The organism is Pseudomonas abietaniphila (genome assembly GCF_900100795.1).
Classification (GTDB): domain Bacteria; phylum Pseudomonadota; class Gammaproteobacteria; order Pseudomonadales; family Pseudomonadaceae; genus Aquipseudomonas; species Aquipseudomonas abietaniphila.
Map to the genome: position 1 here is coordinate 523,063 of NZ_FNCO01000002.1, position 22,745 is coordinate 545,807.

At 54.9% G+C, this 22,745-nt stretch carries 23 protein-coding genes and 1 pseudogene; 13 read left to right on the top strand and 11 right to left on the bottom strand.

The genetic code is table 11. The annotated features are described in order from the left end of the window. Nucleotides 1-126: 126 nt before the first annotated feature. The 7 genes and pseudogenes from BLS87_RS05840 to BLS87_RS05870 form a co-directional block, all read right to left on the bottom strand. Entirely contained in the window at nucleotides 127-585 is a 459-nt protein-coding gene (locus BLS87_RS05840) for a hypothetical protein (protein ID WP_143024302.1), read from the bottom strand. Nucleotides 586-733: 148 nt separating this feature from the next. Next, nucleotides 734-2,056 (bottom strand): hypothetical protein, encoded by a 1,323-nt coding sequence (locus BLS87_RS33620; protein WP_143024303.1) that lies wholly within the window; start codon nucleotides 2,054-2,056, stop codon nucleotides 734-736. Further along, nucleotides 2,053-3,006 carry an ATP-binding protein gene (locus tag BLS87_RS05850; protein WP_143024304.1) on the bottom strand — a complete coding sequence of 318 codons (954 nt, stop codon included), beginning with the start codon at nucleotides 3,004-3,006 and terminating at the stop codon, nucleotides 2,053-2,055. Before BLS87_RS05850 ends, BLS87_RS33620 begins: the two co-directional genes overlap by 4 nt. Then, complete coding sequence (locus BLS87_RS05855) at nucleotides 3,006-4,982, bottom strand: hypothetical protein (protein ID WP_143024305.1); 1,977 nt, start codon at nucleotides 4,980-4,982, stop codon at nucleotides 3,006-3,008. The genes BLS87_RS05850 and BLS87_RS05855 overlap by 1 nt, the downstream gene beginning before the upstream one ends. Continuing rightward, nucleotides 4,979-5,734, bottom strand: a complete 756-nt coding sequence (locus tag BLS87_RS05860; RefSeq protein ID WP_074750979.1) for a hypothetical protein — start codon at nucleotides 5,732-5,734, stop codon at nucleotides 4,979-4,981. Before BLS87_RS05860 ends, BLS87_RS05855 begins: the two co-directional genes overlap by 4 nt. A 734-nt stretch (nucleotides 5,735-6,468) precedes the next feature. Further along, entirely contained in the window at nucleotides 6,469-7,674 is a 1,206-nt protein-coding gene (locus BLS87_RS05865) for an MFS transporter (RefSeq protein ID WP_074750981.1), read from the bottom strand. A gap of 55 nt (nucleotides 7,675-7,729) precedes the next feature. Further along, nucleotides 7,730-7,912: pseudogene (locus BLS87_RS05870) on the bottom strand (IS5/IS1182 family transposase); the annotation flags it as partial. Between the two features lie 92 nt (nucleotides 7,913-8,004). Between BLS87_RS05870 and BLS87_RS05875 the strand changes: the two are divergent. Next, entirely contained in the window at nucleotides 8,005-8,814 is an 810-nt protein-coding gene (locus BLS87_RS05875) for a DUF1206 domain-containing protein (protein ID WP_074750983.1), read from the top strand. Between the two features lie 72 nt (nucleotides 8,815-8,886). Here BLS87_RS05875 and BLS87_RS05880 read toward each other — a convergent pair whose 3' ends face one another. Next, complete coding sequence (locus tag BLS87_RS05880) at nucleotides 8,887-9,135, bottom strand: hypothetical protein (RefSeq protein ID WP_074751397.1); 249 nt, start codon at nucleotides 9,133-9,135, stop codon at nucleotides 8,887-8,889. Between the two features lie 594 nt (nucleotides 9,136-9,729). On the opposite strand from BLS87_RS05880, the gene BLS87_RS05885 reads away from it, so the two are divergent. The 4 genes from BLS87_RS05885 (at nucleotide 9,730) to BLS87_RS05900 (ending at nucleotide 12,123) form a co-directional block, all read left to right on the top strand. After that, a complete protein-coding gene (locus BLS87_RS05885) occupies nucleotides 9,730-10,194 on the top strand; it encodes a thiol-disulfide oxidoreductase DCC family protein (RefSeq protein WP_074750985.1) in 465 nt (154 codons plus the stop codon). A gap of 141 nt (nucleotides 10,195-10,335) precedes the next feature. After that, entirely contained in the window at nucleotides 10,336-10,896 is a 561-nt protein-coding gene (folE, locus tag BLS87_RS05890; protein WP_074750987.1) for a GTP cyclohydrolase I FolE, read from the top strand. 36 nt (nucleotides 10,897-10,932) lie between these two features. Continuing rightward, on the top strand, nucleotides 10,933-11,643 hold the full coding sequence (locus BLS87_RS05895; protein WP_074750989.1) for an SDR family NAD(P)-dependent oxidoreductase: 711 nt from the start codon (nucleotides 10,933-10,935) through the stop codon (nucleotides 11,641-11,643). A gap of 33 nt (nucleotides 11,644-11,676) precedes the next feature. Continuing rightward, complete coding sequence (locus BLS87_RS05900; RefSeq protein ID WP_074750991.1) at nucleotides 11,677-12,123, top strand: PAS domain-containing protein; 447 nt, start codon at nucleotides 11,677-11,679, stop codon at nucleotides 12,121-12,123. 72 nt (nucleotides 12,124-12,195) lie between these two features. Here BLS87_RS05900 and BLS87_RS05905 read toward each other — a convergent pair whose 3' ends face one another. Next, nucleotides 12,196-12,756, bottom strand: coding sequence for a carboxymuconolactone decarboxylase family protein (locus BLS87_RS05905; protein ID WP_074750993.1), 561 nt, complete (start codon nucleotides 12,754-12,756; stop codon nucleotides 12,196-12,198). On the opposite strand from BLS87_RS05905, the gene BLS87_RS33625 reads away from it, so the two are divergent. Next, nucleotides 12,757-13,017 (top strand): hypothetical protein, encoded by a 261-nt coding sequence (locus BLS87_RS33625; protein ID WP_143024306.1) that lies wholly within the window; start codon nucleotides 12,757-12,759, stop codon nucleotides 13,015-13,017. It abuts the gene before it with no gap. 82 nt (nucleotides 13,018-13,099) lie between these two features. Here the strand turns inward: BLS87_RS33625 and BLS87_RS05910 are convergent, their stop codons facing one another. Continuing rightward, nucleotides 13,100-13,636, bottom strand: coding sequence for a cytochrome b (locus tag BLS87_RS05910; protein WP_074750995.1), 537 nt, complete (start codon nucleotides 13,634-13,636; stop codon nucleotides 13,100-13,102). A 176-nt stretch (nucleotides 13,637-13,812) separates the two neighbouring features. Between BLS87_RS05910 and BLS87_RS05915 the strand changes: the two genes are divergently transcribed. The 7 genes from BLS87_RS05915 to BLS87_RS05945 are packed head-to-tail and all read left to right on the top strand — an operon-like array spanning nucleotide 13,813 to nucleotide 20,148. Further along, the gene (locus tag BLS87_RS05915; RefSeq protein ID WP_074750997.1) at nucleotides 13,813-14,490 is read left to right on the top strand and encodes a thermostable hemolysin; all 678 of its coding nucleotides are present in this window, start codon (nucleotides 13,813-13,815) and stop codon (nucleotides 14,488-14,490) included. Further along, nucleotides 14,480-15,961 (top strand): AMP-binding protein, encoded by a 1,482-nt coding sequence (locus tag BLS87_RS05920; RefSeq protein ID WP_074750999.1) that lies wholly within the window; start codon nucleotides 14,480-14,482, stop codon nucleotides 15,959-15,961. Before BLS87_RS05915 ends, BLS87_RS05920 begins: the two co-directional genes overlap by 11 nt. Continuing rightward, nucleotides 15,958-16,647 carry an iron-containing redox enzyme family protein gene (locus tag BLS87_RS05925; protein ID WP_074751000.1) on the top strand — a complete coding sequence of 230 codons (690 nt, stop codon included), beginning with the start codon at nucleotides 15,958-15,960 and terminating at the stop codon, nucleotides 16,645-16,647. The genes BLS87_RS05920 and BLS87_RS05925 overlap by 4 nt, the downstream gene beginning before the upstream one ends. Next, complete coding sequence (locus tag BLS87_RS05930; RefSeq protein WP_074751002.1) at nucleotides 16,634-17,443, top strand: SDR family oxidoreductase; 810 nt, start codon at nucleotides 16,634-16,636, stop codon at nucleotides 17,441-17,443. The genes BLS87_RS05925 and BLS87_RS05930 overlap by 14 nt, the downstream gene beginning before the upstream one ends. Then, the gene (locus tag BLS87_RS05935; RefSeq protein ID WP_074751004.1) at nucleotides 17,440-18,078 is read left to right on the top strand and encodes a tetratricopeptide repeat protein; all 639 of its coding nucleotides are present in this window, start codon (nucleotides 17,440-17,442) and stop codon (nucleotides 18,076-18,078) included. The genes BLS87_RS05930 and BLS87_RS05935 overlap by 4 nt, the downstream gene beginning before the upstream one ends. Nucleotides 18,079-18,088: 10 nt before the next feature. Continuing rightward, nucleotides 18,089-18,751: a response regulator gene (locus BLS87_RS05940; RefSeq protein ID WP_074751006.1), complete on the top strand. Its 663-nt coding sequence runs from the start codon at nucleotides 18,089-18,091 to the stop codon at nucleotides 18,749-18,751. Then, nucleotides 18,748-20,148 carry an ATP-binding protein gene (locus tag BLS87_RS05945; protein WP_074751008.1) on the top strand — a complete coding sequence of 467 codons (1,401 nt, stop codon included), beginning with the start codon at nucleotides 18,748-18,750 and terminating at the stop codon, nucleotides 20,146-20,148. Before BLS87_RS05940 ends, BLS87_RS05945 begins: the two co-directional genes overlap by 4 nt. A gap of 37 nt (nucleotides 20,149-20,185) precedes the next feature. Here the strand turns inward: BLS87_RS05945 and BLS87_RS05950 are convergent, their stop codons facing one another. Beyond that, on the bottom strand, nucleotides 20,186-22,690 hold the full coding sequence (locus BLS87_RS05950; protein WP_074751010.1) for a phosphoketolase family protein: 2,505 nt from the start codon (nucleotides 22,688-22,690) through the stop codon (nucleotides 20,186-20,188). Nucleotides 22,691-22,745: the final 55 nt, after the last annotated feature.

The window sequence follows — 22,745 nt, forward strand, 5'->3', positions numbered from 1 at the left end:
CCTTGCCAATCGGAGGAAGCGCAAATGACTACCTCACCAGCACTGACACGGGACAAGACAGGCCAGTAATCAGCCGTATCAGGCATGTGTACGAAGCGGCTATCAAGGTGTCGCATGGTTGCAATGCTAAGACCGATCCCGTTTTTTAAGTATGTTTCTGAGCTCTGACATGTCTTTTCTAATTCGTTCCTGCTCGCTTGACAGCAAGCTTATAGCATTCAAATTCTCGAGAATAACGGTCTGAACCAATGACAATATCCGAGTAGCGTGGTCGAACGTGGTATCTAGTCTATCGTGAAGTTGACCAATCTCATCCATGAGCTCCACCAGCTGACCTGGAACACCAGCATTCAAATTCGCATTCTCAGACAGAAGTTTCTGAATCGCGCTGTCAGAATATTCGATCCTCGACATTCTTTCGGCGGCAGGCTCAAGCACCATGCTCAAGAGCAGTTTGACACTTTGATGAGTACCTCGACCAAGAATCTTATGGACGGCGGCAATGCTTATCCGCGAATTATTTCTATTAAGGAAGTCCACAGCTTCTTGTACGTCTGAAAGCTTTATGTCTCGATTTCGTGCCATGATCCCCACCAGTATTGTTAGAGAAATTCGAAGACCGTTAAGAAGCCGATAATGCGTCATATATAAGTTTAGAAAAAATTCGAGCTCGGTTAAGTTACGCAACATAAAGCCATGGGAAAAGTAGTAAATGGCTACCAGTCTCGACAAGCTAGATCAACACTGAAACCAGTTTCTCATCCGAAGCATCTCCACGACTCAACGTAAAATAATTTTCTTCGATGCGCTTTAATCGATACTGTTCCGTGTTGAGTCCGAGCTCTCCTGACAACGCCTGGATACAACTGCGCTCAGATAGCGGGACAATCGCCAAGAATGTTTCACCCACATTATTGACACCGACAGATCGAGCGGCCAGATCATAGAACACTCCACGCCAAGGCTGCATCGCAATGTGTACCACATAGCCCTCTTGCAGATAAGAATTAATGTGAAACATCAGTTTTAAATAGTACACGAACACCAACTCTACAGGCACAAATCGAAAACCAGAGAAGCTCTGCTCCAGCATTCTTACGTACGAAAAGGAAAGATCATCGAGTTTTGAGGAACGTCCATGCTGGAGTGACAATGATGAAAGCCGGAGACGCACCAAAAAATAAGTCACCGAGAGCAGACAAACCTCTTCATCAAGCTCATACCCATCCCAGCAACGAAGGTAGTTCGCATATCTCCCGAGGCAATAATCGTGGTTTTTCAAATGGACGCGCACTAATTGTTCACAAGCAGCCATCCAACCTACATCGGAGTCTGGCTCAGAAATAAAATTCCACCGAATACAGTGTAGCATTCGAGTCGGCCTCGCCTCCGTTTTTTCCGCAAATGGGAATAATTCAAATCGGGTTACCAGTGCTTGAAGCGACGGCGTACCGAAATAATCATCAACTTGATCCAGCATCATGAAAAAATTCTGCCCACCTCGAGCACGTTCTGTAATAAATTCGAACCACGCTTTTTGCTTGCCACCAATAGCGGCAAGCATTCGGACTAATTTACCATCCGCTCGAAATTTCAATTGCTCGGTAGGTCGCAGCCACTGGAATCCACACTCCTCACACACTCCAACTGGCATGACTCTTTTAGGAATCTCGCGCTGGCAGCTCTCGCAAAGTTCTGCTAATGGCTTATCATGAACCAAGCAAAACTTTACCTGCGGAAGGCAGAAGAATACAGAATGGTATCCTAGACACAGGCAGTCCTCGCAATACCTCAAACGTTTCTCTTCAGCGGAAAAACCAAATACTCTGTAGGCGGACGGCACATGCTGAGCAAGCGAAGAAAGACGAGCCTTAGGCAAGCTACCTGGCACTTTCTCAAAATATAGAAGGTCTTCAGGAAAATTCAGACTGCGGCCTGAAACATGCTTGAATGTATCTTCAAGACTAGCATTGTATATAGATGAAATATTGAAGAGAATTCCAAACATCGACTCGTAGGGATAGGCTCCTCGCTGAAAATAAACAGACCTGCTCATGCTATTTTATCCCCATTTTCTTTAGTAAAATTGGCAATATTACTGCGACTCACTGCTTTTTCAATGTCGTGTGTCGTTAGCTCAAGAAATGGGCGATCATGATTTTTGCATTGCCTCAATACGTAACCGATGGTTCTAAACACATGTTCAAGGGGCAAATTTCTTTTGTAGGCCCCGAAAGCCATGAACTGTAGAGCCTTCCATATTTCGTCAGTATAATTTGCAAGTCTAAATCCGTGTGAGTATGCAGCCGGAACCAGACTTTGCGTGCAGGTAAGACCATTAGAATGAGTGTAATCTGACGAACTGTCGACGGCATCAAGAATAAGTTTGAGTTCTGACTTCTTCCTGCAGCCAGCAAATTCAATAAATTCACTCATGAACCTTGATATCAGCTTAGCAGCATCATCGTCTTTTCGAGCCTTCTCCTTCAGTTTAAATACTCCAGGCATAGCAAATGAGATAACTGTCATAATAATGCCTTTTCGATGGAGCATGTTGAACATGTCTGCTAGCTGATGAAGATCGAAAACCCTGAGCCGTTGAAACTCATCGAGCAACAACACCCACTGATTGCAGTTCCGCTCTTTGCACTTAAATTCGATTGCGTTAACTATTCGCTCAAATCTGAGCACCGCCAGTTCACTTCTCTGCTTGAATTCGCACCCCTCCTCGAGCCCAATCTGTACCGCAATGTTACTGGTGTAGCTTTCATTTCTCAGAACCTCGATTTGAGTAACATAAGCACGAGGCATGAAACCCGAGAGACGACTTTTCAACACTTCAGCGCACCGCGATTTACCCAGTCTCGCTAATCCGTAGAAAACTATTCCAGTTTTACGCATGAATACTGCGTCCATGGCGACACTGCAAGCATCAGCTAGCGGAGTGGTGATCACCGTAAACGTTTGTGAAAATACAGCATGCTGCTTATAGTCTGAATCATCCATCATTCTGTCCCCCCCACAGGCATCCTGAACTCCTCGTCTATCGACCCCACATCATCAGGAGCCAAGCTCCCCTTCGAGCCTTGTGGCGAGTCTTCGTTCCGATCGATGCTTGTGATGGGCATGTCACTATCTTCAATATCGGAAGTTTCAAAGTCCAACTCCCCATTTTTCGACATAAGTTCATAATACATGCGTGTAAACTGCAGATTATTTTTCTTGTTGGCATTTTTAGTGAGATGATGCAAGTACGACAAAACGATATCATCCGGATGTGATACTTCGAACGTCCGATCAAGATAAGCCTGGTAGATGATTTTTCTCGTAATCCCACTGTGCCTTGTTTTGCACCAAAACCCTAAAACCGTTAATATCCCTAACGAAGTACCATCAGCCAAATAAGCTTCAACGTATCGATAATCATCTGGGTCAATTTTGATAAGTACTTCATAGCCCAGCAAATGAGTCGATTCAGCCAGCCGAGGATTGGTATACCTTGCCTTAGCAAAGTTGATATGAGGCGCCACGCCGGCTTTAACACTTCCTCTTACCCTTCTAAGCTCTATATCCTCTTTCAGTTGGAACTTGTTTACCGCGGACTGATTCGCTCGCGGATAGATCAACCGCTGCTTTTTATTGTGAAAATGTGCGTACATCAACTCCGCTGGACTCTTAGAATAATTGCTACCCATTTTTGGTGTAATGTTGTACGCCGCCACCCATGTATCCAGGACCTGTCGAGCCTCATCAACAAACACCTCATACATTTCCGCCTTTTCTTCAGCCTTATCAGCCCTCCCAGAGTACGGGTTGCTGCCGGTGGTTGACGGAGTCCTATGCATTATCTTTGACGCTATTTGGTGGAACGTATTCTCAATCAGCCAGCGACGCTCAGGATGACCAAGTTGGCCAAAATTTATTGCAAAACCCAGATTATTACGCAGTTTCTCTTTCACTTTGATAGCGTGGTGCGCCATGGCATTATCCAAAGAGACGCTACTCCAAAGAGTCTTTTGGGTTTCCGGCAGAATATAGCCCATCATGCCGCTACCAGGGCTATATTCAAGATTTTCAACCGTTAGATGTTCTATGGGTTTCCAATCTCCCAAAAACGCATCTACTAGAATATCATGCACATCTTGAGCGCGAACCTCACTACTGAATACAAAGTTGCATGCCAAAAATCCCTTGGTTACTTTTTCCACTACTGCGAGTAGCCAGAACCTTTCGATTACTCGAGGGACATATATGCCCGGTAGCGGCTCTACATTAATTATGCAAAACTTATCCACCTTATATGCATCTAACTCAATCGTGTCGAACGGAATATTTGCGTCAATCAGCCCTAACTCACCGGTCCCGAGGCGGGCATGGGTTTCTCCTTTAGTACCCAAAGTTAAGGAGGCATGCACGAAGTTCGTATCGAGGATTTCATCGATGAGTTTTTCAATCGAGCGTCGGCCACCGCGTCTTTCATTGAACGGCCATTCGTCGTCTCCTACACCCGCTTCTCTTAGGAGTTTTTTAAAAAACGCGTACAAAATCCCTTTTTCAAATTTCATGCCTTTATTGGCAGTATGAATAGACCAAACTTGTTTTACAAAATTTTCTCTCACCGATGGGTATTTATCAAGTGTCGCGCTGAGGACTCCCGAGAGCGAGCCATGCTGACCGGTACGTTTCTTAGCGAAAGGCGCTTTCCTATTATAGCCATTGAGGTGTTTCCCCGGAAGCAGTGCTCTATCACCCCAATATTCGCCATCCGGATCTAGGCTTAAAAAGCGCTTGGTCAGCCTTGATTGCTCGCTATTGCTAACGCCTGTCTGTTCATATATTAAATTTCCGCTCAGGCCAGAAAACCTGAGCTCAATAGCTTTCAGCCGCGAAAGGAATTGGAGGCGAATATCGTCATCCAGCATTTCGGAATTTACAAAACATAACTCGGAGAAATCGTATGCTATGGTCCTCAGTTTTTTCATCTCAAGACCCATTCAGCATCGTAAGAGAAGAAATATGGATTTAGCTCAACGCTTATCAATCCCTCTGCGTACATTTTCGCAAAAAGAAAGCACGCAATATCCTCACTATCTGTATTCAGAGCAGTTAAGAACTCCCTCAAATTTCCTTTAGTTTTTGTTCTTATTATTGCAGATGCTTCTTCTAACAGACTGTACGAAACTAAAGTATTTCTACCAACTGAAAGGCAGGCTGAAACCCTAAGAAGCGGCATGATTTTGTACTTCATAGGCATAATTTCGTCGATGCCGAATAACCGCAATGTGGCACCTTTGAGATGTGCGTGTTCGTCAAGCGCATTGAGAAACGATTCATCCTTCTGACGTTCAGCAGAGACTAACAAGTGCCACTCTAGGCTTCCGTCAAAACGAGAAACCTCAGCATCAAATGATATCTGGTGAGGCTTAGGGTTTAATATGAGGCGAGGTGCAGGATAGAGCTCAAATGTTTTGACTTCCTGGTCAAACTCAAGGAAACATAACCAGTGCCCTAGAGCCAAATCACTACACAATCTGTAACTGCTGGACGTCTTATAGCTGTACACACTCCAAGCATTACCGAAGTGCTGTCCGCGGTTAGTGAAGTAGGAAGTTTTTGATCCTTTTTTAGCCACAATATCCCACCTCCCGACTGTTCGGAATAATGGGATTATTCTGGCCGCCTCAATATAATTTAAGACTGCCTCCTGCTTCCAAATCCTTAATGAATAATCCAAATTTGATTTTCTTCTACACACTCACGTTACAGGCCTCGTCGAAATCTGCAATGATATTTTTCTATGAGCCGAGACGCAGAAATAGGCGTCAATCATATATATCACTACGATCTATGCATGCAACTGCGATACCATCCACTATTTTGGATATTTAGTTCGGAATGGTCTGCAAGACTTAATTTTGCACCTTGAAGCCTGCACAAAATCCAAAAGCCAGCGAACGACAGATTTTGATTTAGCGAAAATTGTAGAAAAAAGATAGATTTACGAATTTTTCTGTTTTTGAGATTCAGTTCGGCACACTACAGGTCGTCCGGTGAAAGTCTGCGCAAACAATCACCCACTCCGACGAAGGCCTCTTCCCAGGTCGTGGCTACGTATCGGCCTGATTCGGGTCGCAACGCATCGCGGGTAATCCGACCGTAATGCTCAAGGTCGTGATCGCTCCAGTTGCGTAACTCGCTCAGGGAATGCTGGTGAAAGAAATCAGGTTCAGTGCGCAACGACGTTAACTCCCATGTGGTCGCTTTCGCTCCGTTTTCACAGAATTCCAATGCATGGGTTCACCGGGCTTGGCCCAGGCACAACTGACGCAGGCAAAGCCGTCAGGCTTGTTTTGCTTGAGTAATGCCTTTGTCCCCTTGATACGGTCTGTTCCGGCCAAAGGATGTTCATTACCGAATGAGCAGAGCCCTACTCCCGGACGCCCCCGTCGCACGCTTCGCCATCAACCGTTAATCAATGCTGCCATAGTCATGGCGGTTGGAAAAAGAGGCGCCCATCAAGTAAAAACACCCACCTGCCACGATAAAGGCGGCGAGCATGTAGAACATGAACTGCGGCGGCTGCGATGCCAATGCAAATCCGCACAATATCGGGCCCAGAGCGCCCCCAAGGCTCGACAGGTTTTGCGCACCGTAATACATGCCGCGCAAGTGCTCGGGCGCGATGCGATCGATGAACATGTACTCGGCGGGGAAAACAATGACTTCACCCACGGTGAATATCCCTACTGCCAACGCCCAGTGCCAGACGCTGGTGGACAGCGCAAATCCGACGACCCCCAGCAGAAACAGGCTGAAGCCTGCGGTCAACCATCGATTCAGATGCTCGTTGGTGATGCGTTTGCCAACCAGGTACTGCAGACAGATCACCACCGTCGCGTTCACGGCGACCACTGCACTGATGACTTGATAGGTGAATTCCGGCGTGCTTGTAGTCACAAGGTATTGCGAGATATAGCCGGTAAACTGGCCGAACGCCACGGCGCTTAGCGCGCCACCAACAGTGAAGCAGACCAGACGATGATCCTTTAGCAGGGTGCGCCCCACAGAAGCGAAGGAGATAGGCAGACTGGCCCGGTCAGTGGGGCTAAGCGTTCTGTCGCCCCAGATCATATAAGTCAGAAAGGTACCCAAGCCCAGCGCCGCTGATATGAGGAATGGCAATTTCATATCCATGTGCGCGAACCCAGCGCCAATGAATGGCCCCACCGCATAGCCGATATTGATCAGTGAGTAGCGCACCGAAAACACTTTGCCACGCTCGGCTTCTGGCAGCAGTTTGCCGAACGCCGCCTTCACAACAATATCGATTACCGAATAAGCAAAATTGAATGCCACCAGAAACAGGAAAAACATCCAAAGGTGCGCAGTGACGCACATCCCGATGAAGCCCAGAGTAAAGAACCCCGTAAAACTCAGGATCAATCGATAACTGGACATTTTGTCAGTCAGGTAGCCGCCGTACACGCTGAGCAGCGAGCCAACGAGCATGGCGCTGCCCACTACCAGACCGATATCACTGACTCCCAACGTGAAGTTGGAGGACAAATAAATAACCATGTAGGGCAAGGTAATGGCGCGCCCCATTGTCAGGAACAAAGACGACAGCAGTAGCAAATTGACCGAAAACGGATAATGTTTGAAGACCGCGAGCATCTGCGTCTATTCCTACGGTGGCTGCATCGAAGCCAAGGAGCATATCGTTAAACATTCAGCTTCGTCTTCCTAACTGATGCTCATGTTCGACGGCCGGCGTTTCAACCAGCGTGAATTCATCCTTGGCGCCACTCATGCCACGTCGCTGCAGGCGATCCAATTTCAGGATGCGCTTGAGGTGGGCAAACAACATTTCGACCTTTTTACGTTCATGGCGAGAGCGCTGATATGCCGGCGTTGCAACTCGTGGGATAGGCGAACTTCGAGTCAAGGACCGAACCCCTTTAGGCCAAAGGGGTCTGCTGCTGTATTACTTTCGGAATACGTCCAATGTCCACGCAACAGAACCTTGTGATACTTGCCCGGGGCGGATACGCCGCCCGAGGAATGCTTTACCTGATCATCGGTATCTTCGCATTGCTGGCCGCCCAGGATTCGACAAAACCCAAAGACAGCCACAGAAGTCTGGAAGCCTTGCTGGCACAGCCGTTTGGTTATTTTTTAGTGGGGCTCGTGGTGGCGGGCTTGCTCGCGTTTGCGGCCTGGCGCGTACTGCAAGCGACGCGTGATGTCGACCATCACGGCAAAGATCTTAAAGGTTTGACCATTCGCACTGGCCTGCTTGCGGGAGGTCTGGTGAACGGTGCTCTGGCATTTTTCGCGTTAGGCCTGCTGGTGAGCGGTATTAAAAGCTCGGGCAGTTCTGGAGGAAAAACCAAGGACTGGCTGGCGCATCTGTTGTCTTGGGAATACTCCAACTTACTGGTGTACTTGATCGCTCTTATTCCATTGGGCGTTGGAATTGCTCACATCATCAAAGGCTGGAAGGCATCGTTTGAGAAATACTTTGAGGCCGACGAAGACGTCATGCGATACGTTCGCCCGGTATCACGGTTTGGCCTGATGGCCCGTGGCGTGGTTTTTATAGAGATAGCGGTGCTGCTGGCGGTCAGCGGTTCCGCTTATCAAGCCATGGACCCGCCCGGTATGAAGGAGGCTCTGGACGCACTCCAGAATCTTCCGGCTGGATGGCTGGCTTTGATGACGATGGCCTTTGGGTTGATTGCTTTTTCGGTTTACAGTTTTTCCGAAGCCTTCTGGCGGAAGATCAATATGCAAATACCAGGCGTGTGTGGATAGTGATTCTTCACTGGATGCATTGAGCTGGATGCATTGAATAGCTAGGGCGTGAGCCCTAGCGACCAGCAGATGTCACTTCTTCTTTTTCGCGGGCTTGTCTGCTTTGCCTGATTTCGACGGCTTTTCAGGCTTGCTATCCGCCTTTTTGGCGGACTTCTTCGGCTCAGCGTCTTTTTTCTTGTCTTTCTTCTCAGAAGATTTCGCAAGCGCTGACGCCGCTGCTGATTTTTTTGCTGGTGACGTCTTTTTGTCTTTTAGCTCTTTGCTGGCTTTTGAAGGACTTTCTTTGGATTTCTTTTCGTCTTTAGCCACGTTCATCACCCCCTCGGGTATGCCGCTATCGGCACATCGCCAGTGGATTATCCACAAGCTGATCATTAGGCGAGCACACGAAGAAGCGGTTCAAACTTTCTGACGCCTTGCCCTCGTCTCAGGTGCCCGCACCGGTTTCAACGCTACCTCAACACTGCTTAATCGTCCTCGGTCTCCGCCTTGTCACCCTCCTCCATGGGATCCTCGTGTTCAGGTGCATGCTCAGGGGGATTGGGCATCACATCAGGTCGTCCTGGCTCCAGCGGTGCTATTGACGCCCCGTTACCGGACCCACCTTCCAGCTCTGACTTACTTTTCATTATTTGACTCCCAGGGTCGCAAAAAGGGTTGCGACGTATGGGTTCGAAGCTGGAAACGTGGCGTCGTTCGGTGAATCTTTCCCGGTGCCGACAAATGAGCGTCAAGTCCTGGAGCGAAGGCGAAGACCAGGGCTTCCGATCATTGCTCAAGAGGCAGAATCCAGCAGCCCTCTCCTTCTATACGCGTCTGATCGATCTGACGGTTGCCTAAAAAGAATGCAGCCCATTGTCAGCCTGTTTCTTTCAGCCTATCTTGTACAAAACCTATACAAGGCCGTGACTGATGTACAACAAAGTGAAGTGGCCGCTGACGCTGTACTTTGACGGCGATTGCCCGCTCTGCGCTCGCGAAATCAGGCTTCTTCGCCGACACGCTGCAGCGCAGCGCCTGCTTTTCGTTGACATCAGCAGCGGTGAATTCGACGCGACCACACTTGGATTCACGTTCGGGCAGATGCAGTCGTTGTTGCATGCCCGTTTCGCCGATGGGCACTGGGTGACCGGGCTGGATGCGACACTATGGAGCTGGCGAGCCGCGGGTTTGGGTTTTTGGGCTACGCCACTGACATGGCGAGCACTCCGTCCGCTGCTTGAAGTCGGGTATCGCCTTTTCTGCCGGCTGCGTCCCGCTTTGGCGTGGTTACCTCATCCGGATGGAGGCCGCCGCTGTGTCGATAACCGGTGCGCGGTACCGGAATCCAAACCTTCACCGAAGGAGGCGCCCGGCCTGAAAACTAAGCAGAACTAGAACGCTTCGCTTCGACACTGGCGCAGAGGAGCCCGCGCCATAGGTCGTCCCGCGAACCCTGTGTTATCGGGTGCGAAGTACGCATCCCCTACTCCCAACGATCAAGCCACATTTAGCGCAGCATGGCTGCGAGGTATCAAAATGAACCTACCATTAGCCGAACACTACCGTGAAATTTTAGTCGGCGTAGGCGAGAACCCGGACCGTGAAGGCCTTCTAGACACGCCCAAGCGCGCAGCCAAAGCGATGCAGTACCTGTGCAATGGCTACTCGTTGAATCTGGAGGAAATCATTAACGGCGCACTGTTCGAATCCCAAAGCGATGAAATGGTGATCGTGCGCGACATTGAGCTGTATTCCTTATGTGAGCATCACATGCTGCCCTTCATCGGCAAGGCCCATGTCGCGTATATCCCGACTGGCAGGGTGCTGGGCCTGTCCAAGGTCGCTCGAGTGGTCGATATGTTCGCCCGCCGCCTGCAGATTCAGGAAAACCTGACCAGGCAGATCGCGGACGCCATTCAGCGGATAACCGACGCCGCCGGCGTGGCGGTGGTCATTGAGGCAAAGCATATGTGCATGATGATGCGGGGCGTCGAGAAACAGAATTCGGTGATGACTTCATCGGTGATGCTGGGCGCATTCCGCGAGTCCTCGGCGACGCGTCACGAGTTTCTCCAGCTGATCGGGCGACTCAGCTAAAGCAAACGGATCGAGGCTATCTGCGGGAGAGTCCAGATGAACGGTTCCTTTACGATGAGTTCCCTTGGTGACGATTACCGTGCCTTGGTGATCGGCGGCAGCGGAGCGCTCGGCTCGGCGTTTTGTGAGTGGCTCAATGACGATCCGCGCTGTGCCGGTGTTCGTCAACTGGGGCGCAGCACCATTCCAGCCCTGGATCTTGAACATCCCGACAGCATCGCCCAAGCGGCTGCCGAGCTGGCTGAGGAAGGGCCTTATCAATTGATTGTGCATGCCGCAGGGCTCCTGCATCGCGACGGCATCAAGCCTGAAAAAAGTTACGCGGCGATTGAGGCCGATGCCATGCAGGCGGTATTCCAGGTCAACACCCTGGGGCCCGCGTTGGTTTTGCGCCACTTTCTGCCGCTGCTTGATCGCAGCGGGGCCATGGCGATGCTCTCCGCCAAGGTGGGCAGTATCGGTGATAACCGTCTGGGCGGCTGGTATGCCTATCGCTCTTCCAAGGCCGCGTTGAACATGCTGATTAAAACAGCTGCCATCGAGCTGGCGCGAACGCGACCACAGATCCGTTTATTGAGTCTTCATCCAGGCACCGTGATTTCGGGCCTGTCGCAGCCCTTTCGGGGGGCCTCAGGCGCCCGGCCGGCACGTATTGCTGCCCGTGAGTTGTTATCGCTAATCGACGGTCTGACGCCTGCCGACAGTGGCCGTTTCTTTGCCTATAACGGAGAGCGCCTACCCTGGTAGGCACTGATGTGACATTCCTCGAGAACACTGAACATGATAAATGCAGAACTTTTGCAGCTGATGGTGGAAGCATCCAGCGATGGCATCGTGGTTGCCGAGCAGGAAGGCGAAGAAAACATCCTTATCTATGCCAATCCCGCGTTCGAACAGCTGACGGGCTACAGCAATGACGACATCCTTTATCAAGACTGTCGTTTTCTGCAACGTGATGACCGTGACCAAAGTGGTCTGACGCTCATCCGCGAGGCCATAAAAAACCATCAACCCTGTCGGCAAATCATCCGCAACTATCGCAAGGATGGCAGCGGTTTCTGGAATGAGCTCTCGATAACCCCGGTGTTCAACGCCGCAGATCAGTTGACCTATTACATCGGCATTCAGAGGGATGTGAGCGTCGAGGTCGAGGCTCGCGAGCGAGTGCGCGAACTCGAGGCGGAAGTCGCAGCGTTAAAGGAACAACTGGCTCAATCGAAGCGCTAAGCCTCTCTGTGTCAGCTACCAATACGCCGGTCCCGACCGGCCCCTGTCGACAGTGGCACCGCTCGCAGTCCCCTACTCATCGAATGGCAATGGCGTATCAGGATCTCGCCGTACGTCAAAGGCATTGAGCGTCATCGCAACCAGCGAGTAATACCCATAGACGCCGATCAGCTCGACCATGGCAGGCTCGCCAAAGAGCGCGACGCCCTGATCGTAAAGCGCGGTATCCACACGTCGGGTTTGATACAGCGACTGGCCGATCTCGTAAACGCACTGCTCATCCGGACGTGTAAACGTCGGCGTCAGTTGCTGCCTGAGCGCCTCGATCACGCTGTCGCAAACGCCCGCACGCCTGGCAATGGGCTCATGAATCTGCCACTCCGCCTGGGAGCGCCACCAGGCGGCGGTCGTCAGGATGGCGAGTTCAGTCAGCCGTAATTCCAGCGCGGTTCCGTACCGGCAGAACGCGCCCAGACGCTGGGCATGGTCAGCCAGCGCCGGGCTGTGAATCCACGCGAGGAAAGGACCGTCCAGGTTACCGCGAGGTCCCTTCAGAATTTCAGCCAGCACGCGCTGTTGATCTTCGCTCATCTGATTGGGCTGCAAGGGTGTGAGGCGCGACTGAATGTCCATGTGTTCTCTTTTCCCAAGCCGGTCGTTAACGCTATCGAGGACGTCGCCAGCGCACTGATTCATGACCTGCTCAGGGTAAACCGGAACAAGGCACCCTCGCCAGAGCGCAAGCGCGTGCAACGCCAAGGCCCGGCCGTACGTTCGAGTCAGCCCAGGTCGCCACTCGGGCGGGTCATCGGCTACGGGCTGGTGCGAACCGCCCGACTGATTTTCGACGGTGTCGTGCATATTCCCGCAACGGCGTGGCGCGTCCCGAGATGAAGCCCGGCTCGAGGCCTTGAGTGCTTCTGCTCTGCGCACAGACAACCGCATACGTTCAAAGTGGAGGTACGCCTGACCACGCCTAGCGCGGCAGCATGCGCCTGAGGGTGTTGTCCCGGACGTAGTAGTGATGGAACAACCCGGCAGCAGCATGCAGCCCAATCAGCCAGTAGCCCAGATTGCCCAGCCACTCGTGCCATCCCTTGATCTGCTTGGCCAAGGCGGGATCCAGGGCGATAGGCGCAGGCATGAAGAACTCGAAATAAGGCATCGGTTTCCCTCCCGCTGCCAACATCAACCACGCCAGGACGGGCGTGACGATCATCAGTCCATAGAGCGCTGCGTGCATCGCGTGCGATACCCCGGTCTGCCAGGCCGGCGGCGTCGGGCTGATAGCGGGTGCCTTGTTCATCAGCCTGCCCAGCAGGCGAATCCACACCAGTGCAAAGATGGAAAGACCGAACAGGCCGTGAAAGCCCAGCGCCGCTGAGCGCAGGGTGCTCCCGCGAGGCGCCAGGCCTTTGAGCTCGATGCACGCGTACACGCCGACAAACAGCGCCAGCATTAACCAGTGCAGATACATCGAGAGCTTCGCGTAGCGTGGGGATGATGGATTCATGCCGGGTACTCGTCAGTTAGGTCGCAGAAAGGCCTTGAAGGCGTGCGGAATGTGCAGCAGTTGCCTTAAGGAAGTCTGAAGGTGCCCGGGACATTCATTTTTTTCTCACCTTCAGACTTCATTAAGAATCGGCGTTGATACTTCCTACCATTCGCCACTGGGGAGGAGCCTCGCCCATGCAGGGTCTGGATTGGAACATCTGTTTACCGTTTAGCTTCGGCAACGCCGCGGCACCCACACTGTCGCTTAACCGCGCGTTGGTTCAGGAGCCGCTGCGCGCGGAGTTTGAGGCCTTTATCCATGAGCGCTTTCACAAAGCCCATAACGCCGAAGTCAGCCACTTCATGCCGGAACTGTTCGGGCTCAATGATGAGGCAGGTACGCTGTGTGCGGTGGCGGGTGTGCGCAAAGCGATGTCCGGACCGTTGTTTCTGGAGCACTACCTGGATGAGCCGATCGAACGGGCCATAGAAGGACACGCCGCCAGACCGGTCGATCGCCAAGCCATTGTCGAGGTGGGCAACCTGGCCGCGAGCACACTGGGAAGCGCGCGGTTGAGCATCATTACGGTCACCTGGCTATTGGCGATGGGCGGTCTGGAATGGGTGGCGTTCACGGGCAATGCCGGGTTGGTCAACAGCTTCAACCGTCTTGGCCTGCGCCCCGTCACCTTGTGCCCGGCCGATCCGATGCGCCTGGGCGAGGAGCGACATGCGTGGGGCAATTACTACGACACCCAACCCCACGTGCACGTCGGGGATATCCGCTCAGGCTTCCTGCATTTGAGTCATAGCGGCGTGTTCGAGCGATTCGGCCTTCCCCTGACCCTGGAGCAGACCTGCCATGTCGCCTGAACTGACCGCGTTTCGCCTGCGAATTTCCGACCTCGCCATTGAGCAGCCCCATGCCTACGCCCTGTGGGGCGATGACCTCAAGCTCGACTATGCCGAGCTGGATGCCGAGATCCAGTTACGTCAGCAGGTGCTCAAAGACCTCGGCGCCAAGGTGGTTGCGATAGCCCTCGAGAACGGTCCGGACATGCTGATCTGGGACCTGGCGATCCTGTTCGAAGGGCTCGCGTGTCTTGCCCTGCCCCCTTTCTTCAGCGCCGCTCAGCGGCTTCATTGCCTTGAGCAAAGCCAGGCAGACCTGATGATTGCCGAAGCGCATTATGAAACTGAACTGGAGCAAGCGGGGTTCAGGAGCCATGAAGGGTTCTGGGTGCGACAGGTCCGCCAGCCCTCGCCTCTGCCCGTGGGCACCGCGAAATTGACCTTCACGTCGGGCACCACCGGCACGCCCAAGGGCGTCTGTCTGAGCGCACACAGCGTATTGTCGGTCGCCCGCGAGCTTTATCGCGCCAGTCAATCGCAACAGCCTCGTCATCACCTTTCGTTGCTGCCTCTGGCCATCCTCCTGGAAAACATCGGCTGCTACGCCGCGCTGTACGCCGGCGCCATGCTGAGTGTGCCCAGTCAGCGCGAAGTGGGCATTCAGGGCGCCAGCGGCGTGGATTTACCGCGCCTGCTTTCAACCCTGAAAACGCGAAATCCGCAGAGCATGATTCTGGTGCCGCAACTGCTGTTGCTGTTGGTCAGCGCCTGTGAGATCGGAGCCTTCGACGCCAGTGAGTTGCGATTCATCGCCGTGGGCGGCGCCAAGGTCACCCATGAGTTGTTACTGCGTGCCGAGTCGGTGGGCATTCCTGTTTACGAAGGCTACGGACTTTCCGAGTGTGCATCGGTGGTGGCGCTGAACCGCCCTGGAGCGCATCACCCCGGCAGCGTGGGCAAGCCGCTCCCCCATGTGCAGATACGCCTGGCAGAAGACGGCGAAGTCCTGATCGCAGGCGCCGGCATGCTCGGCTACCTGGGCGACACCGATGGCGTTCCAGAGTGGTGGCCGAGCGGCGACCTCGGTGAGTTCGACGCCAATGGTTATCTCTACCTCTATGGCCGCAAAAAACACCAGTTCGTCACCAGTTATGGACGCAACGTCAACCCCGAATGGGTGGAGGCCGAACTGACACAACCCGGGCGCATTGGGCAGGCATTCGTCTATGGCGAGGCCATGGCCCACAACCACGCCTTGCTCTGGCCTGCCCGTCCGGAGACCACCGACCTGCAGATCGCCGACGCCGTCGCCCACGCGAATCAAGCCCTGCCCGACTACGCCCGTGTTCACAGCTGGACACGGCTTGAGCAGCCGTTCACCACGGGCAATGGGATGGCCACCGCGAACGGCCGACCGAAACGCGACGCCATCCTGGCGCATTACCGACACCACTTTATCGAGCCCACGCGAGCCGAGGACGTTCAATCATGAGTTTTTTCCAGACGCTGCAAGACGAAACACGTATCGAACGCGAGACGCTGTTCAACCTGCCCATCATTCATCAGGCGCTGTTCGGGCAAGTCACGCTTGAGAGTTACCGTGCATTTTTGACTCAAGCCTATTACCACGTTCGCCACACCGTGCCCTTGATGATGGCTTGCGGCGCACGGCTGCCCTCGCGGCTTGAGTGGCTGCGCGGTGCTGTCTGCGAATACATCGACGACGAATACGGGCATGAGCAGTGGGTTCTCAACGACCTGCGGGCCTGCGGTGCGGATGCCGAAGCAGTGCGTGACGGTGCGCCAGGCCTGCCCATCGAGTTGATGGTCGCCTATCTCTACGACCTGATTGCCCGGGGTAATCCCGTGGGACTGTTCGGTATGGTCAACGTGCTGGAAGGCACCAGCATTGCGCTGGCGACACACGCCGCTGGGAGCATTCAGCAACGCCTCGGCCTTCCACCCACCGCGTTCAGTTACCTCAGCTCCCACGGCAGCCTCGACGTCGGGCACATGGAAACCTATCGCAAATTGATGGACCGCCTGGAAGACCCGGACGACCAGGCGGCAGTGATCAAAGCCTCCAAAGTGGTGTACGGGCTGTACACCGAGATGTTCAGGCAATTGCCGACGGCGGCGACCGAACCTGAAAAGGAATCCACTCATGCGTCTCTCTGAAGCCCGCGTGGTCCTGACCGGTGCCAGCGGCGGTATCGGCATGGCCATTGCCGAAGCGCTGTGCAGCCATGGCGCGGAAGTGCTGGCGGTCTCTCGTCATCGAGAGCCGCTGATGCCCTTGCAAGCGCAATACCCGCATCTGCTGCATTGGGTGAAAGCCGACCTGACGACCCACGAGGGCCGTCAGCACGTGCTGATGACGGCGCAGGCCATGGAAGGCATCAACCTGCTGATCAATGCCGCCGGTGTTAATCATTTCGCCATGCTGGAACAACTGCCGGGCCGTGAAATCGACGCGATGCTCAACATCAACCTGCACGCGCCCATTTTGCTCACCGGGTTGATGCTGCCGATGCTGCGCAATGCGCAACGGGCCATGGTCGTCAATGTCGGCTCGACCTTTGGCTCGATCGGCTACGCCGGGTACGCGACCTACTGCGCCAGCAAGTTTGCCTTGCGCGGGTTTTCCGAGGCGTTGCGCCGTGAGTTGGCGGACACGCGCGTCGGGGTGCTGTACGTCGCCCCGCGCGCGACTCGCACGACAATGAACAGCCCAGCGGCACGCGCCCTGAACACCGCCCTTAAAAGCAACGAAGACGATCCGCAGACCGTCGCCGCTGCCGTCGTCAGCGCCATCGTGGGCAACCAGCGCGAACTGTATCTGGGCTGGCCGGAACGATTCTTCGTGCGACTCAACGGCCTTCTGCCTACGGTCGTGGATCGTTCGTTGCGCAAGCACCTGCCGCTGATCCGCAAGCTCAGCAATACGCCTTTTGAAGAGAAACCCAAACCATGAAAAAAATACTTGTGCTGTTTGCACTTCTCAGTGTGCCTGCTTGGGCACTGGATGCACCCGACCAGCAACGTCTGTCTTCCATCCAGCAGCAATGGGCTCACATCCAGTACCAATTGCCTGAAGACCAGCGCGTGGCAGCGTTCGAGAAACTGGCATCCGAATCATCATCTTTCACCCAGCAACGCCCGAATGCGGCTGAAGCCTGGATCTGGTCAGGGATTGTCACCAGCAGTTGGGCAGGTGCCCAAGGTGGTCTCGGCGCGCTGAGCAAGGTCAAGCAGGCCAAGGCTGACCTGGAAAAAGCCATGACCCTGGACCCCAATGCCTTGCAGGGTTCGGCGTATGCAAGCCTGGCGGCGTTGTACGATCGTGTGCCCGGCTGGCCCATCGGCTTCGGCGATGCAGACAAAGCACAGGCACTGTTGGAACAAGCCTTGAAAATCAACCCCAATGGCATAGACCCGCTGTACTTCTGGGGCGATCATCTGTTTCGCCAAGGGCACTATGCTCAAGCCAAGGAGGCGTTGGACAAGGCCTTGCAAGCAGCGCCCCGCCCAGGCCGTGAAGTGGCGGACAGTGGACGACGCAAGGACATTCAGCTATTGCTGGTCGACGTGAACAAAAAACTGAAATAACGGAGCGTTCATGCGTTTGCTGTTGATCGAAGACGATGTTGCATTGGGCGAAGGCATTCACCAGGCTTTGAGCCGTGAGGGTTACACCGTCGACTGGGTCAAGGACGGAGCGAGCGCGTTGCATGCGTTGCTGAGCGAAGGATTCGATCTGGCGATTCTTGACCTCGGCTTGCCCAAGCTGGACGGGTTGACGGTGTTGAAGCGCCTGCGCGAAAGCGGATCGGCCCTGCCCGTGCTGATTCTGACCGCTCGCGATGCCACCGAAGACCGCATCGCCGGCCTGGACGCAGGCGCTGACGACTACCTGATCAAGCCGTTTGACCTGTCCGAACTCAAGGCGAGGTTGAGGGCATTGCTGCGGCGCAGTGCCGGTCGCGCGCGGGTGATGATCGAACATGCGGGCATCAGTCTGGATCCGACGACTCAACAGGTGACTTACCATAACGAACCGGTGTCTCTCACGCCCAAGGAGTATCAGCTGCTGTATGAACTCCTGTCGCCACCGGGACGGGTGATGACCCGCGAGCGGCTGATTCAGCTGCTGTACGGCTGGAATGAAGAAGCCGAGAGCAATACGCTGGAGGTGCACATTCATCACTTGCGCAAGAAGTTCTCTACGGAGCTGATTCGCACCGTTCGCGGAGTGGGTTATCTGGTGGAGGACCGTCCTTGACCTCGATCCGCCGACGCACGCTGACCATCATCCTTGGCCTGGTGATCGCTGGATTGCTGATCCTGACAATGGTCAACGTCCACGACAGCAATCACGAAATCGCCGAGGTCTATGATGCCCAGCTCGCGACCAACGCCAGGTTGCTGCAAGGTGTGATGCGCATGCCGCTCGCTCGCCAGGAGCATGCGCAACTGTACCAGGCGTTCAACCAGGCACTGGGACAGGCGGACCCCAAGGTCGACGGGCATCCCTACGAGAGCAAAATCGCCTTTCAGGTGTGGGATCTGCAGGGCAATCTGCTGGTCCACACGCCCAGCGCGCCTACGCTCACCCATGCCCCGCAGTACACCGGGTTCAGTGATATCGATGACCTGGGCAAACATCAGTGGCGTACGTTCGTCCTCAAAGACGAGCAGCACAATCTGCTCATCTGGGTCGGAGAACGTGACGATGTGCGTTCGGACCTGGTCAATCGCATCGTGCGGCACACCGTACTGCCCAACCTGATGGGAAGCCTGCTGCTGATGGCCGCCATCTGGTTGGCAATCGGCTGGGGCCTCAAGCCGCTTGCCAACCTCGCAACGATCTTGCGCGGCCGACATCCCGGTTCGCTGGAGCCGTTGCAACTGGCACCTCTACCCAGCGAACTCGAACCGATGCAAGCCGCGCTTAACCGCCTATTAGGGCAAATTCAGGACGTCCTGAGCCGTGAACGGCGGTTCATTGCCGATGCCGCCCACGAAATGCGCACACCCTTGGCCGTGTTGCGCGTGCATGCGCAAAACGTGCTGGAGGCCCACAATGAGGCGCAGCGGCGGGAGTCTCTGAATTATCTGATTGTCGGCGTTGACCGCACCACCCGGCTGGTCAACCAACTGTTGACCATTGCACGGCTGGAACCCAACGCAGGGCTGCCGACGACGCGTACCGACCTGGTCAAAACCGTCCGTGACAGCCTGGTGCAGCTGACACCCTGGGTGTTAAGCCGAGGCCTAGAACTCTCCTTTGAATGCAGCGAGCAAGCGTACGTCCTCAAAACCGACGTCTCCGCCATCGACATTGCCTTGCAAAACCTGGTGACCAATGCGGTGAATTTTTCGCCATCGGGAGGACAGATCACGATCACGCTCCAGTTCTCCGCAAAGCGTTTCCAGCTCGCCGTCACCGACCAGGGGCCGGGTATCGACGAAGCAGAACGCGAGAGGCTTTTCGAACGCTTTTATAGCCGTGCCAACGATCAGGGCGTTGGACTGGGCCTGACGATCGTGCAGGCGGTGGCCGTGCGTCTGGGCGGTGAAATCCGTCTCGAGAATATTTCGCCCCATGGCCTGCGTGCCGTCATGGACATCCCCCTGGCCGCACACAATGATGATCCGGCTACACCTGCGATCATCTGATCGGGATGTGGACGAGATCAATGCCTTGGCGCTGTGCTCAGGCATCGGTGAACGGCTGGCGTTTCACGTGACCTATCGCCAGGGGCGGCGGTTGCTGTGACTCAGAGAAATCGGAGGTCCATTGCCAGTTACGGATTTCGGGCAGGTCCTCAAAGTGCTCGCGGATCCAGACGTGATGTCGACGCAGTTGTGCTTCGAAAAAAATCACCGCCTGCGCCGCGTCTTCTCGCAAACGCGGGATGTGGGAGAGTGCATCGATTGCCAGTTGATACCGGCTCATCGTGTTCAGTACCACCATGTCGAACGGCGTTGTCGTGGTGCCGCGATCACTGAAACCGCGCACGTGAAAGCGCGCCTCGTTCGCACGCCCATGGACCATCGAATGAATCACCCAGGTCGAACCGTGGAAGGCAAACATCACCGGCGCCTGGGCCGTAAAAAGCGCTTCGAACGATGCAGTGTCAAAACCATGGGGTCGTATCTCCGGTGCGCTGAGCACGCCCAGGTCGACCACGTTGACGAGCCTGACCCGGATGCCGGGAACGTGCTTTTGCAACAGCCAGCTCGCGGCTACGGCTTCGGTGGTAGGGACATCCCCTGCGCAGGCCAGTACCACGTCGGGAAGCTGATTCTGGTCATTGCTCGCGAACGGCCATATCGAGGCGCCGCGCGAGCAGTGCTCCCGCGCCTGGTGCGGGCTGAGCCATTGAAAGTCGGGTTGTTTACCGCACGTGATGACGTTGATGCAGTTGCGGCTGCGCAGGCAATGGTCGAAGACGTTGACCAGACAGTTGGAATCCGGCGGGTAATACACGCGGATCACGTCGGATCGCCGTTGCAACACATTGTCGACGAAGCCGGTGGACTGATGACTGAATCCATTGTGATCGTTGCGCCAGGCATGGCTGGTCAGGAGGATATTCAGTGATGCCAGCGGCCGTCTCCAGGCGAATTCCCTGCACTGCTGCAGCCATTTGGCGTGTTGGGTGACCATCGAATCAACCGTCTGGGCGAAGGCTTCATAGGTGGACCACATCCCGTGTCGCCCCGTCAGCAGATACCCTTCCAGCCAGCCCTCGCACAGATGTTCGCTGAGTACCTCCATGACTCGGCCATCGGCGGCCAGATGATCGTCGACCTCAAGGCAAGGACCGGCAGCGGTTCGGTCGCTGGCGTCGAACACGGCGTTGAGCCGATTGGAGTTGGTTTCGTCTGGCCCGAATACCCTGAAGTTGTACGGATTGTTGCGCATGACGTCCCGTAGATACTCACCCAGCTTGCGCGGCGCCTCTGCAATCACCTCCCCGGGCTGTGGAACCTCAAGACCGTAGTCGGCAATGTCGGGGAGATCCAGCGCAACCAGCCGACGCCCGCCATTGACACTGGCCACAGCCCCCATGCGCAGCGCCGCTGGAGGTGTCAGCGCCTGTAGCTCCTGTCGCAGCGTTCCGCGTTCGTCAAACAGCGATTGCGGCGCGTAACTGCGCATCCACGCTTCAAGCTGCTGCAGATGCTCCGGGTTGCTCACCACCGTGGCGAGCGGCACCTGATGTGCCCGAAAGGTCCCCTCCACGGGCAGCCCATCGACCACCTTTGGCCCGGTCCAGCCCTTGGGACTTCGCAGGATAATCAATGGCCAGCGTGCCCGGACGGGCACGCCTCGTTCTCTGGCGTCTCGCTGTATCTGCCGGATGGTGTCGTGGCAGGCATCGAGCGCCGCCGCGAAGCGTTGGTGCATGCCCGGCAGGTCATCCCCGGCCACGACAACGGGCTGATACCCGCGACCGCGATAGAGGTCAATCAGGTCTTCGTGGGACAGGCGGGCTTCTACCGTGGGCCCCGAGATCTTGTAGCCATTGAGGTGCAGAATCGGTAACACCGCACCGTCGCGCCTCGGATCGAGAAAATGAACGCTTTTCCAGCTGCCCTCCAATGGGCAGGTCTCGGCTTCACCGTCACCAATGACACAGGCGACCAACAGGTCCGGATTATCGAAGGCCGCGCCGAACGCATGCATCAGCGAATACCCCAGCTCCCCGCCTTCGTGCAGCGAATTCGGGGTATGCGGCCCGCAGTGGCTGGGAATGCCGCCGGGGGTCGAAAAGCTGCGAAACAGCCGGAGCATGCCGACTTCATCGCGGGTAATGCTCGGGTGGACTTCGCTGTAAGTCCCTTCGAGCCATGCACAGGCATTCATCGCGGGGCCGCCGTGGCCGGGGCCGGAAATGAAGACCGTCTCGACGCCACGTTCGCTGATCAGGCGGTTGACATGCACATAAATGAAGTTCTGCCCGACTGATGTCCCCCAATGGCCCAGCAGACGCGGCTTGATGTGCTCGGCGCGAAGCGGCTCGCGCAGTAAGGCATTGGCTTTCAGATATATCTGACCAACGCATAAATAGTTGGCGGCGCTCCAATAGCGATGCAGGCATGCGAGCCTTTCGGCATTGAGAGGCCCCACGTTTTCAGGAGCGGTTGGCGGAACCGGCGCTGTGGTTTCGGTGCGATCGGCACTGGATAGCAGAGCATTGAAACGATACATGGCAACTCCGTGTAGACCCCGGTGAGAAATAACGTGCAGCAAGGTCATCGGCAAG

What these genes read in the sequence shown, in the direction of transcription:
- BLS87_RS05840 (WP_143024302.1), bottom strand. Translation starts at nt 585, where the DNA reads ATGGCACGAAATCGAGACATAAAGCTTTCAGACGTACAAGAAGCTGTG.
- BLS87_RS33620 (WP_143024303.1), bottom strand. Translation starts at nt 2,056, where the DNA reads ATGAGCAGGTCTGTTTATTTTCAGCGAGGAGCCTATCCCTACGAGTCG.
- BLS87_RS05850 (WP_143024304.1), bottom strand. Translation starts at nt 3,006, where the DNA reads ATGGATGATTCAGACTATAAGCAGCATGCTGTATTTTCACAAACGTTT.
- BLS87_RS05855 (WP_143024305.1), bottom strand. Translation starts at nt 4,982, where the DNA reads ATGAAAAAACTGAGGACCATAGCATACGATTTCTCCGAGTTATGTTTT.
- BLS87_RS05865 (WP_074750981.1), bottom strand. Translation starts at nt 7,674, where the DNA reads ATGCTCGCGGTCTTCAAACATTATCCGTTTTCGGTCAATTTGCTACTG.
- BLS87_RS05875 (WP_074750983.1), top strand. Translation starts at nt 8,005, where the DNA reads ATGTCCACGCAACAGAACCTTGTGATACTTGCCCGGGGCGGATACGCC.
- BLS87_RS05885 (WP_074750985.1), top strand. Translation starts at nt 9,730, where the DNA reads ATGTACAACAAAGTGAAGTGGCCGCTGACGCTGTACTTTGACGGCGAT.
- folE (WP_074750987.1), top strand. Translation starts at nt 10,336, where the DNA reads ATGAACCTACCATTAGCCGAACACTACCGTGAAATTTTAGTCGGCGTA.
- BLS87_RS05895 (WP_074750989.1), top strand. Translation starts at nt 10,933, where the DNA reads ATGAACGGTTCCTTTACGATGAGTTCCCTTGGTGACGATTACCGTGCC.
- BLS87_RS05900 (WP_074750991.1), top strand. Translation starts at nt 11,677, where the DNA reads ATGATAAATGCAGAACTTTTGCAGCTGATGGTGGAAGCATCCAGCGAT.
- BLS87_RS05905 (WP_074750993.1), bottom strand. Translation starts at nt 12,756, where the DNA reads ATGGACATTCAGTCGCGCCTCACACCCTTGCAGCCCAATCAGATGAGC.
- BLS87_RS05910 (WP_074750995.1), bottom strand. Translation starts at nt 13,636, where the DNA reads ATGAATCCATCATCCCCACGCTACGCGAAGCTCTCGATGTATCTGCAC.
- BLS87_RS05915 (WP_074750997.1), top strand. Translation starts at nt 13,813, where the DNA reads ATGCAGGGTCTGGATTGGAACATCTGTTTACCGTTTAGCTTCGGCAAC.
- BLS87_RS05920 (WP_074750999.1), top strand. Translation starts at nt 14,480, where the DNA reads ATGTCGCCTGAACTGACCGCGTTTCGCCTGCGAATTTCCGACCTCGCC.
- BLS87_RS05925 (WP_074751000.1), top strand. Translation starts at nt 15,958, where the DNA reads ATGAGTTTTTTCCAGACGCTGCAAGACGAAACACGTATCGAACGCGAG.
- BLS87_RS05930 (WP_074751002.1), top strand. Translation starts at nt 16,634, where the DNA reads ATGCGTCTCTCTGAAGCCCGCGTGGTCCTGACCGGTGCCAGCGGCGGT.
- BLS87_RS05935 (WP_074751004.1), top strand. Translation starts at nt 17,440, where the DNA reads ATGAAAAAAATACTTGTGCTGTTTGCACTTCTCAGTGTGCCTGCTTGG.
- BLS87_RS05940 (WP_074751006.1), top strand. Translation starts at nt 18,089, where the DNA reads ATGCGTTTGCTGTTGATCGAAGACGATGTTGCATTGGGCGAAGGCATT.
- BLS87_RS05950 (WP_074751010.1), bottom strand. Translation starts at nt 22,690, where the DNA reads ATGTATCGTTTCAATGCTCTGCTATCCAGTGCCGATCGCACCGAAACC.